We start from the raw sequence: 13,205 nt of genomic DNA, 5'->3' as shown, positions 1-13,205 counted from the left end.
GCGCATCGATGGACATTCGCTTGGACGGCCAGGTCGCGATCGTGACGGGAGCCGGCCGTGGGCTGGGCCGGAGCCATGCGCTCGGCCTGGCCGCGCGCGGCGCGAAGGTCGCCCTGATCGATTTCGATCCTGCCGCCGACGGCGCACCGCCCGCGGCCTCGGAGGTGTCAGCGGAAATCCGCGCCCGCGGCGGCGAGTCGATGGCGGTCGGCGCCAATGTCGCGAATCCGGACTCCGTGCAGACCATGGTCGAGCAGGTTCTGGCGCGATGGGGCCGGGTGGACATCCTGGTCAACAATGCCGGCATCCTGCGCGACAAGACTTTCGCCAAGATGGACCTGGCCGATTTCCGCCTCGTGCTCGATGTGCATGTGATGGGGACCGTCCATTGCACCAAGGCAGTGTGGGATCGGATGCGCGAGCAGAAATATGGCCGTATCGTCCTGACGGCGTCGTCCTCCGGCCTTTATGGAAATTTCGGGCAATCCAACTATGGAACCGCGAAGGCGGCCATGGTCGGGCTGATGAACGTGCTTCATCTCGAAGGCGAGAAGCACAATATCCGGACCAATATTCTTCTGCCGACGGCCGCCACCGGGATGACGGAAGGCCTGTTCCCCGCGGCAATTGCCGCGCTGGCGACGCCCGAATCGATCACGCCGGGCCTGTTGTTCCTGGTTTCCGCAGACGCGCCGTCCCGTGTGATGCTCTGTGCCGGCGCCGGCACCTTCGCGCGCACCCTGATCACGGAAACGGTCGGCGTGCATTTCCCGGAGGCGGACCGGACCCCGGAGAACATCGCGGCCGCGTTCGACAGGATTTCCGATCCGACCGACGCGGTCAGCGTCAAGACCGCGTTCGAACAGACCGAGAAGCTCGTCGCGCTGGCACTTCGGAGGTAGCGGGGCCGCCTCTTGTCCCCTCCCCCTTCAAGGGGAGGGGGCAGACGCGATATCGACCGCGGAGCATCGCCCTCCCTAGCCCTCCCCCGAAGACGGGAGAGGCGACAAGAACGCGCCTCACCCGATCGGCCTTCCCTCGAGCACCGCGGCCACATCCGCGAGGCTCGCGATCGCGAAGATATGTTCCGCCGGCAGCTCGCGGCCGAGCTCCTTCTCCAGCGCCTGCACGAGGCGCAGATGGGCGAGGCTGTCCCAGGCTTCGAGCGTCGCGATCGAGGCGTCGGAGGGCACGGAGGCCGCGTCGATCTCGAGCGCGCTGGCGAGCAGCGCCTTGGCACGGGTCTCCATGGTCACGTCCCTTGCTTGCGAGCGGTGCGGGCGGCCTTGGCGGCCGCGCGCCTGGCTTTGTGCGCGGCCCAGTCCTCGGGCAGCAGGCCGAACATGAACTGGTCGACGCGCTCGCCGGTCGGGCTGACGCGGTGGCGCTTCAGCACCGCCTCGCAGCGGAACCCTTGCGCCTTGTAATTGAAGACCGAGGGGATGTTGCGGCACATCGGATTGCCCCAGATCTTGCCGACCTTGAGGCGGCCGAACATGAAATCGATGATCGCGTCGCGCGTCTCGACCACGGCGCCCTTGCCCCAGTAAGCCTTGTCGCCGATCACCACATTGGTGCTGGCGAGATTATGCCGGCGCTCCCAGTAGCAGGAGTAGAAGCCGATCAGCCGGCCCGTGCCCTTCAGGAACACGCCGAAATGGAACGAGGTCTTGTTGTTGAAGCGATCGATATATTTGTGGATGTCGTCGATCGTCATGGTCGCGGGCGCGCTGTTGACGCCGGTCATGATCTCCTCGTCCTTGGTCCAGGCGAGATAGTCGTCGCAGACATCCTGATGCTGCATCGAACGCACGATGTAATGCTCGGTCTCCAGGCGAAGCGGCTGCCCGGGACGCCAGTTGGGCAGCGGCACGCCCGGATGCGGCAGTCCTGACGGCGCCGTCGGCGGGGCCGCGGCTGGCGCGGGTGCGGCCGGTTTGGGCCCGGCCGCTTTGGACCCAGCCGGCTGCGCTTGCGGTTTGTCGTTCACCGTTTCAGTCCTTCGCAGTGAATCCGGATATGGGTCCGGTTGATCTTGCCACGGTCGGTCTTGGGAATCTCCGGCAGCAGGAACCAGCGTTCCGGCACCAGCTCGCGGCGGATCCGCTCGAGGCACCATGACCGCAGCTCGGCCGGCGCCAGGGCGACATTATCGACGGTCCGCACGGCGGCGGCCACCACCTCGCCGGAGATGTCGTCGGCCATGGCGAAACAGCAGGCTTCGGCCACCTGCGGATGACGCTCGAGGAAGAGATCGATCTCGGCCGGATTGATCTTCATGCCGGCGCGGTTGATCTCGTCCTTCTGGCGTCCGACCAGGCGCAAGCATCCCGAGGCGTCGAGCCGGCCGATATCGCCGGTATGGAACCAGCCTTCGCGCAGCACGGGATTGGTCAGGTCCGGCCGCTGCCAATAGCCCTGCATGAGGCTGGGCGTCTGCAACAGGATCTCGCCCTCGCCGTGCGCGACCTGCCGGCCGTCTTCCGTCAGGATCGCCGCCTGCCCGCCCCAGAGGCGGCCGATGAGGCCATCCTCGGGCCCGCCCTCCGCCGCCGAGGCGCCGCCGACCCAGTTGGCGGTCTCGGTGATGCCATACATGTTCACCACGCGGTCCGTGCCGCTCCAGCCCATCACCCGGCGCCAGAGGTCGGCGCCGAGGGGTGCCGAACCGATATGGACCCGCGCCAGCGAACCGCTGCGCGGTGCCTTGCCGGCCTTGAGCGCGATCTTCCAGAAGCTCGGCACCGAGCTCATGAAGGTGATGGCGTGATCGTCGATGAGGCGCGGAAGCGCCGCGGCCGTGGCGAGGCCGCCCGCCCCATGCAGATAGAGGTCGCCGCCGGCGAAGAGCGGCGTCAGACAATTGCCGATCAGGCCATGGCCGAAATGTGTCGGCAGCACGCAGAGCGTGCGCGCGAGATCGGCCGCACCGATATGGGCACGGTTGAGCGCGAGGCGCGCCAGGATCGAGCGATAGCTATGCGCGACGCCCTTGGGCGCGCCGGTCGTGCCCGAGGTGAAGAGCAGCAAGGCCGTATCGTCGAGCCCGCCGCCCGAGCGGCCGGCGGGCAATGCGAGTTCCGTGTTCCCTCGCTCGCGTTTCAATTCGAGAATGGGAATCGCCAGGCCTTGGCCATGGGCGAAGCCCTCGGCCGCCAGGATCGCCTTGGGTTTGAGGAACCCCGCGACGGTGGCGAGCTCGTCGCGCGTGAGGCCCGGATTGGCGCAGGCCGCGATCGCGCCCCGTTGCCAGACGGCGAAAAGATCGCAGAAGAAATCGGGGGTCCCGCCATGGACGATGAGCGTGGCATCGCCCGGCCCCAGGCCCCACGCGCCCAGCAGAGCCGCCCGGCGCAGCGCCTCGGCGCAGAGCTCCGCCCCCGTCAGGCGATGGCCGCTGACGAGGTCGGTGACGCTGCCGAGCCCGATCGCCTCCAGACGCATGATGACGCTTTGCCCCCTTCGCCCTGGCCTTTTGGCCCCCGGATGGTCGCCGCGCAAGGGTCAAGAATCGGTGAGGAAATGGCAAGCCCGGTACGGGCGGGCTTTCATATCCCCTCCCCCGCGTCGCGCAGGACTGTCCGGGGAACGGACTCAAGGGATTCAAACGACTCATTTTTATTGTTCTAAGTCTCGCACGCCCACGGATCACGTCTAATCCATATGCGCCAACACTTTGATACGATTCATGAAAACTTTCCCCGGACACTCCTGCGCGTCGCGGGGGAGGGGGAAGACTCGATGAGAGATGTGCCCCGATCGAGAGCCGCATACTCCCGCCTCGCCGACCGTGTCAGCCCCTCCCTGACCCTCCCCCTCGAGAGGGGAGGTGATAAGAGAGCGTTCAGGCCGGCGCGATGTATCCCGGAAAAAGCTTGGCCGCCTCCTGGGTGAAGGCCTCGTTGGGCAGCCGCCCGGCATCGTCCCGGGCCAGGCCCGGCTTGATCCGGGTCAGGAAGAACATCGGCACCGGCCCCTTGTTCTTGGCCTCGATCGCGCCCCGGTCCTCGATCTCGAACAGCGAGCGGACCCGATTGGCGACCGCCTCGGAAAGATTGATGCGCCCGCCCTGCCCGGCCGATTCCATGCGCGCCGCCAGATTCACGGCATCGCCCCAGACGTCATAGATGAATTTCCGCTGTCCGACGACACCGGCCATGACGGGCCCAGTATGCAGCCCGATCCGGAGATCCCATCGCGGCATCCGCAGCTTCTCGCGCTGGGCGTTCATCCTGGCCATGTAGTCCAGGATCGCCATGGCCGCGAGGCAGGCATCGACCGGATGGCTCCGGTTGACCTCGGGCAAGCCGCCGACGCACATATAGGCGTCGCCGATGGTCTTGAGCTTTTCCAGCCGATGACGGTGGGCGATATCGTCGAAGGCCGAGAAAAACTGGTCGAGCTGGTCGATCAGGCCTTTGGGGTCCAGGCGTTCGGTCAGTCTGGTGAAACCCTCGAAATCGGCGAACATGACCGTCGCCGTCTCGTAGAACTTCGGCACGACCTTGTTGCTCTGCTTCAGCTCCTGCGCGATCGCATCGGGCAGGATGTTGTGCAGCAGGCGATCCGACCGGTCCCGCTCGCAAGCCAATTCGGAACGCGCCATCTCCAGATCGCCCATCTGGCGTTCGCGTTCGCGAATGGCGCGGCGCAGCTCGAGCTGGCTGACGACCTGGCGCGCCAGTTTGCGGACCGCCTCGGTCTGCTCGAAGCGAAGCTGATGCGGCTGGAAATCCACGACACAAAGCGTGCCCAGCGCATAGCCTTCGGGGTTGATCAGCGGCATGCCGCAATAGGCCCGCAGGTTCGGCGACCCGACGACGAAGGGGTTGTCGGCGAACCGCGCATCCGCCGTCAGGTCGGGCACCACCAGAAGATCGTTGCCGCAGATGGTCGAAGAGCAGATCGACAGCTCGCGCGGCATGCCGGTGAAATCAGGCGGCAGCCCGTATTTCGATTTCTTCCAGTCGCGCGTTTCGTCGATCATGCCGATCACGGCCACCGGGCATTCGCAGATCTGCGCCGCCAGCCCGGTCAGCTCGTCATAGGCGAGCTCTGGCGCGGTATCGAGGATGGCGTAGGACCGCAAGGCCTCGAGCCTGGCGGCTTCATTCGACGGAACTGGCGCGTTCATGGCGCGGCCTTCCCTGCTGAGGCATGAGAGGATCCGGCGCATCCGTCGGAGCGGCGGGTGCCAACGGCACCGGGCGTCCGACCGCAGGAAGAATAGCAGAGCGCCCTGCCCGTATCGAGGCCCGCGAGGACCCGTCTACCTGGCCCTAGGCCTGGGCGCGGGGCAGCTCGGCCGCCGGGATATGGCAGCGGACGAAATCGCCGGGGCCGATCTCGGCCAGCGGCGGTTCCTGCGCCTCGCAGATGGCGCCGATCTTGTGCGGGCAGCGGGTGTGGAAGACGCAGCCCTTGGGCGGGTCGATGGCGCTGGGGATTTCGCCCGTCAGGCGGATGCGCTCCGGCTGGCGCCCATCGAGGGTCGGGATCGCTGAGAGCAGCGCCTCGGTATAGGGGTGGTAGGGCCCGGCAAAGACCCGCTCCGCCGTGCCCACCTGCATCAGCCGGCCGAGATAGAGCACGGCGATGCGATCGGCCAGGTAACGCACCACGCCCAGATCGTGCGAGATGAAGACATAGCTGACGCCCTGCATCGCCTGCAGGTCCGCCAGCAAATTGAGAATCGCCGCCTGCACCGAGACGTCGAGCGCCGAGGTCGGCTCGTCGCAGACCACGACGCGCGGATCGCCAGCGAAGGCCCGCGCGATCGCGACGCGCTGCTTCAGGCCGCCGGAGAGCTGGCGGGGCTTGGCCGTCAGATAGCGGTCCGCGAGCCGGACCACGCGGGTGAGCTCGAGCAGGCGCACCATCACGTCGCCGCCGCGGATGCCGGCAAGCTTGGTGATGGCCCGGCCGATCAGCCCCCGCACGGTGTGCGAACGGTTGAGCGCCGAATCCGGATTCTGGAATACGATCTGGAGCTGCTTGACCTGCTTGCTCGAGCGTCCCACCAGGGCCGCCGGCAATGCATCGCCGTCGAGCGTGATGCCGCTGCCCTTGTCGGGCGGCGTCAGGCCCAGGAGCAGGCGCGCGAGCGTGGTCTTACCGCTGCCGGATTCGCCGACCAGCCCCAGCGTCTCGCCCGGCATCAGATCGAGATTGACGTCGCGCAGCGCCGCCACCTTGTGGCCACCGCTCTCGAAGGTCTTGGAGAGATTGCGGATGGCGAGGATCGGCTTGGCGTCGGCCGGAAGCTTCGCCGTGGCCGGCGCGTCGGCCGCCATGACGCGCGGCAGATCGGGCGCGCGGTCGTGATAATGGCAGCGGCTCGCCCGGCCGCCGAGATCGATCAGGGCCGGCTCCACCGCGCGGCAATGATCGTCGGCGAGCCCGCAGCGATCGGCGAAGATGCAGCCCTGCAGCACGCTGCCGGGCAAGGGCAGGAAACCCGGAATGGTGTCGAGCCGGCCATGGTCCTTGCGCCGGCCTCGACGCGGCAGGCAGCGCAGGAGGCCGACCGAATAGGGATGGCGCGGATCGTTGAAGACCGACTGGGTCGGCCCCTCCTCGACCAGCTTGCCGGCATAGAGCACGCCGACGCGCTCGCAGACGCGCGCGACCACCGCGAGATTATGGCTGATGAAGAGGATCGAGGTGCGGAACTCGCCGCGCAGCTGCTCGACCAGATCGAGCACCTCGGCCTCGACGGTGACATCGAGACCCGTGGTGGGCTCGTCCAGGATCAGCAGCGCCGGATTGGTGGCCAGCGCCATCGCGATCGAGACGCGCTGCTGCATGCCGCCGGAAAGCTGGTGCGGATAGCGCTCCATCACGCGGCGCGGATCGACGATGCGCACGCGCTCCAGCATCGCGACCGAGCGGTCGAGCGATTCCTTGCGCGGCAACCCTGCGAACTCGAACACCTCGGCCAGCTGGTTGCCGACCCGGATCGAGGGGTTGAGCGCGCGGCCGGGGTCTTGATAGACCATCGAGACCGACTTCGCGCGCAGGCTGCGCAGATCGCCGGAGCCCATGGCGAGGAGATCGCGCCCGTCGACATGGATCCGGCCGCCGCTGACCCGTCCGTTGCGCGGCAGGTAGCGCACCGCGGCCAGCGCCGCCGTCGATTTGCCGCAGCCGGATTCGCCGACGAGGCCATAGGCCTCGCCCCGGCCGATGCGGAAGCTCAAGCCGCTCAAAACCTGGCGGTCCTTGCCGCGCACCTGATAGACGACATCGAGATTCTCGACCTCGAGCGCGTCGGGACCCGTAGCGGGTTTCGCCGCCGCTCTGGCCGTGGCGGGGCTAGCCATCCACGACTCCCTGAACGGCATCGGCGATGAGATTCACGCCGACCACCAGCGAGGCGATGGCGAAGGCGTCATAGAGCACGGTCCACCAATAGCCACCGCCCACCAACCCGTAATTGTCGGAAATGGTTAGGCCCCAGTCGGGCGAGGGCGGCTGGATGCCGAAGCCCATGAAGCTCAAGGTCGCGACGGTGAAGATCGCGTAACCGAGCCGGACGTTGAACTCGACCAGGATGGGCGGAAGGATGTTGGGCAGGATCTCGGCCAGCATGATGTAGAGGCTGCTCTCGCGCCGCAGCCGCGCGGCCGCCACATAATCGAGCTCGCGCTCCACCAGCACGCTCGAGCGCACGGTGCGGGCGATGATCGGCGCGAAGCCGAAGGCGATCACGAACACCACCGTGGTGTTCGAGGTGCCGAGCGAGGTGAGCGCCACGAGGCCGATCAGGACGGTCGGCAGCGACAGCAGCGCGTCGATGATGCGGCTCAGCACGTCGTCCACCAGCCCGCGGAAATAGCCGGTCACCAGACCCAGCAGCGTGCCGAGGATCGTGCTCAGGAGCGTCGCCAGGGGGGCTATCGTCAGGATGTCGCGCGAGCCGACGATCACGCGCGAGAACACGTCGCGGCCGAGCTGGTCGGCCCCGAACCAATGATCGGCCGAAGGCGGCTCCAGCACCGCCAGCAGATCGGTCTCGAGCGGATCGTAGGGCACGATCAGCTCGCCGAAGATCGCGCAGAAGACCCAGAAGCCGAGGATCAGCGCACCGGCGAGGAAGGTCGGCGAGCGCAGCAGGAGCCCCAGGGTCTCGGCCCACTCCCGGAGGCGGGTCGATCCGGCGGAGGATGCCGTGGGTGTCGTGCCGGGGCCTGTCGTGGTGGCGCTCATCCCTGGCTCCCATAGCGGATCCGGGGATTGAGCACCGAATAGAGAATGTCGGCGGTGAGCGTCGCCACCATATAGACGATGCCGACCGAGAGCACGCCCGCCTGGAGCATCGGGAAATCCTTGCTCTTGGCGGCGGTGTAGATGAGGCCGCCGATGCCCTGATAATGGAACAGCGTCTCCACCACCACGAGGCCGCCGATCAGATAGCCGGTCTGGGTGGCGATGACCGTGATGGTCGGCAGCAGCGCGTTGCGCAGCACATGGCGCCAGATCACCACCGGGAAGGGCAGCCCCTTCAAGACCGCGGTCCGGGTGTAGTCGGAATCGAGCGCCTCGACCGTGCCCGCCCGCGCCATGCGCGCGATATAGCCGAACAGCACCAGCACCAGCGGGATCGAAGGCAGGATCAGATAATAGATCTGCTCGAAGAATCCCGCGCCATCGGGCCAGGTCGCCGAGATCGGGAGCCATGGCAACCAGACGGCAAAGACCAGGATCAGGACGATGCCGGAGACGAACTCCGGCAGCACGGTCGAGGACAGGCCGAAGATGGTAATGATGCGGTCGATGGGCCTTCCGACATGAAGCGCGGCCCAGACGCCGCCGAAGATGCTCAAGGGCACGACCATCACGAAGGCGACCAGCGCCAGCTTGAGCGAGTTCCTGATCGCATCGACGACGAAGCCGGTCACCGGATGGCGCAGGGTATAGGACTGGCCCATGTCGCCCTGCACGAAATGAACGATCCAGTCGCCATACTGGACCAGCACCGGCCGGTCGACGCCCAGCTCGTGATTGAGATTGTCGACCGCGCGCTGGTCGGCGAGAGGACCCAGCATCGCCCGCCCGACATTCCCCGGCAGCAGCTGCGAGCCCGCGAAGACGATCACGCTCAGGACCCAGAGCGTGACCAATGACAGCAAGACGCGTTTGAGAAGAAAGCCAGCGATGACCCTTGCTCCTGATCGCAAGACCCCGCGGCTGGTTTTCAGGCCAGCCGCGGGGAACGCATATCGACTTGCGTAGGACCGCTCAGACGCCGGTGGTCTGGCTGAGGAACAGATGTCCCATCGCCGTCGGCTGAACGCCGATCACGCCTTTGCGGATCGCCGTCAGATAGTCGTAGAAGTAGCTGAAGATGATCGGCGTCTCATCGAGCAGCAGTCGCTGGATCTTGCCGGCCTCCTGGCGCTGCGATTCCAGGTCGAGCGCCGCGATATAGCTGGAGACCAGCTGGTCATATTGCGGGTTCTTGAAATGCGCCCCGTTCCAGGTGCCGTCGCTGCGCAGCGGTGCGGAGAGAAAGACATTCGGCACGCCGCGATGACCGTAGTCGGTGATGCCCATGGTCGAATCGAGCCAATCCGACTTGCCATAGACCGCATCGCCGTAATAGGCGCCCTGGTCCTCGATCTTGAGCGTGATCTTGCCCTTGATCTCCTTCACGGCGCTCTGGATCAACTGCGCATATTCGGGAATCTCGAGATATTTCTCGGTGGTGAGCGTGACCTCGAAACCCTTCTTCATGCCGGCCGCTTCCATCAGCTGCTTGGCTTCGGCGATGTTCTTCTCGCGCTGCTGCACCGACTTGTCGGTCGAGGGATAGGCTCCCGCGAACGGGCTGTCATTGCCGATCTGCGCGCGGCCCTGCATCAGGCCCTTGATCAGCTTGGGCCGGTCGAGGCAGAGCGCGATCGCCTGGCGGACGCGCTTGTCCTTGAAGGGCTCCATGTCGTTGCGCATATGCACCTGCTGATGCGCGGTCGAAGGCAGGCTCATGATCTCGATCTTGGGGTCCTTCATGATCGGCACGGCCGCCAGCACGGGCGTCTGCTGCACGACATGGACCTGACCGCCCTGGAGCGCCAGGATCTGCGGCTGGATGTCGGTGTAGAAGGTGAACTCGAGCCGGTCGGGTAACGCCTTGGGCCCCCAATAATCGTCATTGCGCACGAAGGAGGCGCCGACCTTGGGGGTGTATTTGTCGAGCTTGAACGGGCCCGTGCCGTTGAAATGCGCCTCGAAGTCCCCTTTGTAGTCGGCCGGGACGATGATGGTGTTGTAGTTGTCCGACGACACCAGATAGGGAAAGTTGCCGTTGGCGGCGTCGAGATGGAACTCGACGGTGTAGGAGTCGACCTTCTTGGTGCCGCCCTTCGACAGATAGCCGGTGAACGCCGAGAGCGCGTTGGACGAATTGGCCGGATCGGCCAGCCGGTCCATGGTAGCGACCACATCGTTCGCCGTCATCGGCGAGCCGTCATGGAACTTCACGCCCTGGCGCAGCTTGAAGGTCCAGACCGTGCCGTCCTTGTTCGGCTTCCAGCTGTTCGCCAGAACCGGACGCAAGGTCAGATCGGCGCCATCGACGCAGAGATACTCGCCCACCTGGCTCAGCATGCAGAGGCCGCCATTGTCGGCCACGCTGACCGGCTCGATCGCGGCGGCCGGAACCGTCATCGCGATCTTGACCGTGCCGCCGCTCGAGGCCGCGCGCGCGAAATTGGGCCAGCCGCCCACGCCCGCCGCCGCCGCGATGCCGCCGAGGAGCGGAACCGACATGCCGAGCACCGCGCCATGGCGCAGGAAGTCGCGCCGGTTGACCCGGCCGTCCAGCAATCCGTCGATCAGATGGTTTTCATGTTCGGTGCGATTGCGCCGAAAAAGATCGAGCAGGCGATAGTCTTTGGCCATTTTGAAGTCTCCCAGTCTGTGTTTGTTTTCAACACGTTAACATAGACGATCCGGCCGCGGAAGGTCGGTTGAGCCGCTTCATCCGCGTTTCGGTCGATGGCAATGCTCCCGAGATCCCTCCGCCATCCTAGCGCGAGGCGCTCCGTTCCTGCCCACAAGAAATAACATTGCCATCCGGAAACCAATCCGGGCCGGAATCCCGCGCCGCCCGCTCGGGCCCGTTCGAAATCCGCCTCAGGACGGAATACCTGTCCGGGGAACCAGATTGTCTTGCCCAGAACCCAGGCTAGCCGGTACGCCCGTAGAAGCCGCGGCGCTCCTCGGCGCTGAAGCTGACGCCGGGCCGCTCATAATAGGAGAAGATGGCGATCAAGCGTGCCCTCTCGCCAACCGGCGGGGTGATCCGGTGCAGCGTGTTCTTGCCCTTGAAGACATTGAGAGTGCCCGGCTTCACGCCGCGGGTGCGGACGGCCGGGTCCTCGCCGCGCAGGACGCGCGCGACGCCATCGAGGTTGCGGTCGGTTTCCGAGCGCAGATCGCTGCGATACTGGAATTCGCCGCCCGCCTCGGGCGCCTGGATCAGCAGCGTCGTGGTGAATTGCGAGCGGTCGAAATGCCAGTTCAGCGTCTCGCCGGCGCGGTAACCGATGACATTGATGCGGGCCAGCGGGTCGTCCATCACATGCAGCGCCGGCAGTTTCAGCGCGCGGCTGAGGAAGTCGGCCAGCGGCTTCCATTCATAGATCCGCCGCAGGGTCGAATTGCCGAGCTGATCGCCGCAGAGGGTGTGGTGCGTCGTATTCACCTGCCGGAGCGCCGGATGATCGGGCGAAACGCCGGGGACGTCCTTCTGGAAATAGACATTATGGCTGCGCGTGTGCGTGAAGGATTCGCGATCCATCCGCGGCCGCATCTCCTCGGCGCAAGCCTCGATCACCTCACGGCGCACGAAGTCCTCGAGATCGAACATGCCCTGCTCGTCCAGGTCCGCCTGGCAGCGGGCGATGAGGGCCTTGGCGGCGGACGAATCCAGTCGGTCGATCGGATAGCGCTCCAGGTCGAGGAGGTCTCTCATCGCGGTCTCGGGCTGGTGGGTAACATCGAGGCGGCAAGGCGGGAGCCAAGATACTTATAGAAATCCAGCACCGGCCCTTCGAGGTCGGCGGGCGCCAGCGGCCCCGCGGCATGGTGGCGGGAATTCAGGCCGCGCATCAAGCGGAGCAGCACCGCCTTGTCTTCCGCCATGGTGCGCTGGAACAGGTCGATGGCCCAATCGACCTTGTCCTGCGGCCAATCGGGGCCGAAGAAGATGAGCCCCATCTTCACGCGCACGCGGTCGGTCGCCTCGGGCTGGATGCAGAGGAAGGAGCTGTAGTCGCCGGCGCAGCCGACCACGAGACCCGGCGGCACCGCGAACATGACGCAGTTATCGACCTCGGCGTCGGTCAGGTCCGGATGACCCTTCTGCGATCGCGGCAGCGTCGGCGAGAAGCCGGCGTTATAGCCGAAATAGGCATCGCCCGGCGCGAAGTGCCGGCAGAGCCGGGTCGGGTTGACCGGATGCAGCGTCTCGGGATGGAGCGGCGTGAGGTGATAGCCCTCCATGAAATTCTCGACGAGGCACTTCCAGTTGGTGTCCCAGACCTCGTCGGCCAGATAACGGAGCGCCATCTGCTCGAGATGGTAAGGCTGTACCAGGACTTCGAGCCCGGCCAGTTGCGGTGCCAGCGGACGCAGATCGGCGGCGCAGGACACGAACACAAATCCCAGCCAGAGCGTGCAGTGGAATTCCGGCAGCCGGCAATCGCGGCGATCGAAATCGGCGCGTTCCCCGATCCCCGGCGCGCCGGCCAGGCGGCCTCGGCTGTCGTAGGACCAATGGTGATAGGGGCAGACCAGGCGCCTCTGGTTGCCGCGCCCGGTGGCGATGATCGCGCCGCGATGGCGGCAGACATTGGAGAAGGCGCGGATCGTTCCGTCGTCGCCATGGATGGCGACGACCGGCTCACTGCCGATCTGGAAGGTGACGAAGTCGCCGGCCTGCGCAAGCTCCTCGGCGCGGCCGATGCAGACCCACTCCTGCAGGAACAAGCGTTCCTTCTCGAGGGTCAGCACCCGCGGGTCGGTATAGAACGCCCGCGGCATCGACCAGGCCCGGTCATAGGGCTGGGTTCGCGAGCGATCGAGAGCCTCGCCGAGCTCCCGGATGACGTTGTCGTCCATCTCTTGTCCACCGCCCCTGTGGAAGGCCGAAGACACTATACCTACAGAAAAACTCGGCTTACATTGCAGAAATAATCATA

General features: G+C 66.0%; 11 protein-coding genes. 1 reads left to right on the top strand and 10 read right to left on the bottom strand.

Translation table 11 applies throughout. From position 1 onward, the window contains the following. The first annotated feature begins 8 nt into the window (after window positions 1-8). Window positions 9-902 (top strand): SDR family NAD(P)-dependent oxidoreductase, encoded by an 894-nt coding sequence (locus tag FRZ44_RS02965; RefSeq protein ID WP_151175768.1) that lies wholly within the window; start codon window positions 9-11, stop codon window positions 900-902. 117 nt (window positions 903-1,019) lie between these two features. Here FRZ44_RS02965 and FRZ44_RS02960 read toward each other — a convergent pair whose 3' ends face one another. From FRZ44_RS02960 to FRZ44_RS02915, 10 genes are all read right to left on the bottom strand, one after another. Beyond that, entirely contained in the window at window positions 1,020-1,250 is a 231-nt protein-coding gene (locus tag FRZ44_RS02960) for an acyl carrier protein (RefSeq protein ID WP_151175767.1), read from the bottom strand. 2 nt (window positions 1,251-1,252) lie between these two features. After that, a complete protein-coding gene (locus FRZ44_RS02955; protein ID WP_191908387.1) occupies window positions 1,253-1,990 on the bottom strand; it encodes a GNAT family N-acetyltransferase in 738 nt (245 codons plus the stop codon). Beyond that, complete coding sequence (locus tag FRZ44_RS02950) at window positions 1,987-3,444, bottom strand: class I adenylate-forming enzyme family protein (protein ID WP_151175765.1); 1,458 nt, start codon at window positions 3,442-3,444, stop codon at window positions 1,987-1,989. Before FRZ44_RS02950 ends, FRZ44_RS02955 begins: the two co-directional genes overlap by 4 nt. 400 nt (window positions 3,445-3,844) lie before the next feature. Further along, window positions 3,845-5,134, bottom strand: coding sequence for an adenylate/guanylate cyclase domain-containing protein (locus FRZ44_RS02945; RefSeq protein WP_191908386.1), 1,290 nt, complete (start codon window positions 5,132-5,134; stop codon window positions 3,845-3,847). 145 nt (window positions 5,135-5,279) lie between these two features. Beyond that, window positions 5,280-7,322, bottom strand: a complete 2,043-nt coding sequence (locus FRZ44_RS02940; RefSeq protein WP_151175763.1) for an ABC transporter ATP-binding protein — start codon at window positions 7,320-7,322, stop codon at window positions 5,280-5,282. After that, window positions 7,315-8,208, bottom strand: a complete 894-nt coding sequence (locus FRZ44_RS02935) for an ABC transporter permease (protein ID WP_151175762.1) — start codon at window positions 8,206-8,208, stop codon at window positions 7,315-7,317. The genes FRZ44_RS02940 and FRZ44_RS02935 overlap by 8 nt, the downstream gene beginning before the upstream one ends. Next, window positions 8,205-9,131, bottom strand: a complete 927-nt coding sequence (locus tag FRZ44_RS02930; RefSeq protein WP_407658047.1) for an ABC transporter permease — start codon at window positions 9,129-9,131, stop codon at window positions 8,205-8,207. Before FRZ44_RS02930 ends, FRZ44_RS02935 begins: the two co-directional genes overlap by 4 nt. Window positions 9,132-9,240: 109 nt before the next feature. Next, window positions 9,241-10,902, bottom strand: a complete 1,662-nt coding sequence (locus FRZ44_RS02925; protein WP_151175761.1) for an ABC transporter substrate-binding protein — start codon at window positions 10,900-10,902, stop codon at window positions 9,241-9,243. A gap of 286 nt (window positions 10,903-11,188) precedes the next feature. Beyond that, entirely contained in the window at window positions 11,189-11,977 is a 789-nt protein-coding gene (locus FRZ44_RS02920) for a HalD/BesD family halogenase (RefSeq protein WP_151175760.1), read from the bottom strand. Continuing rightward, on the bottom strand, window positions 11,974-13,125 hold the full coding sequence (locus FRZ44_RS02915; protein WP_151175759.1) for an aromatic ring-hydroxylating oxygenase subunit alpha: 1,152 nt from the start codon (window positions 13,123-13,125) through the stop codon (window positions 11,974-11,976). The genes FRZ44_RS02920 and FRZ44_RS02915 overlap by 4 nt, the downstream gene beginning before the upstream one ends. Window positions 13,126-13,205: the final 80 nt, after the last annotated feature.

The organism is Hypericibacter terrae, assembly GCF_008728855.1.
Lineage (GTDB): Bacteria > Pseudomonadota > Alphaproteobacteria > Dongiales > Dongiaceae > Hypericibacter > Hypericibacter terrae.
Note: the sequence above shows the minus strand (reverse complement) of the source record. Positions and strands in the feature narration are given on the sequence as shown.

Bases quoted from the DNA above. Each gene is read 5' to 3' on its own strand.
- FRZ44_RS02965 (WP_151175768.1), top strand. From the start codon at position 9: ATGGACATTCGCTTGGACGGCCAGGTCGCGATCGTGACGGGAGCCGGC.
- FRZ44_RS02960 (WP_151175767.1), bottom strand. From the start codon at position 1,250: ATGGAGACCCGTGCCAAGGCGCTGCTCGCCAGCGCGCTCGAGATCGAC.
- FRZ44_RS02950 (WP_151175765.1), bottom strand. From the start codon at position 3,444: ATGCGTCTGGAGGCGATCGGGCTCGGCAGCGTCACCGACCTCGTCAGC.
- FRZ44_RS02945 (WP_191908386.1), bottom strand. From the start codon at position 5,134: ATGAACGCGCCAGTTCCGTCGAATGAAGCCGCCAGGCTCGAGGCCTTG.
- FRZ44_RS02940 (WP_151175763.1), bottom strand. From the start codon at position 7,322: ATGGCTAGCCCCGCCACGGCCAGAGCGGCGGCGAAACCCGCTACGGGT.
- FRZ44_RS02935 (WP_151175762.1), bottom strand. From the start codon at position 8,208: ATGAGCGCCACCACGACAGGCCCCGGCACGACACCCACGGCATCCTCC.
- FRZ44_RS02925 (WP_151175761.1), bottom strand. From the start codon at position 10,902: ATGGCCAAAGACTATCGCCTGCTCGATCTTTTTCGGCGCAATCGCACC.
- FRZ44_RS02920 (WP_151175760.1), bottom strand. From the start codon at position 11,977: ATGAGAGACCTCCTCGACCTGGAGCGCTATCCGATCGACCGACTGGAT.
- FRZ44_RS02915 (WP_151175759.1), bottom strand. From the start codon at position 13,125: ATGGACGACAACGTCATCCGGGAGCTCGGCGAGGCTCTCGATCGCTCG.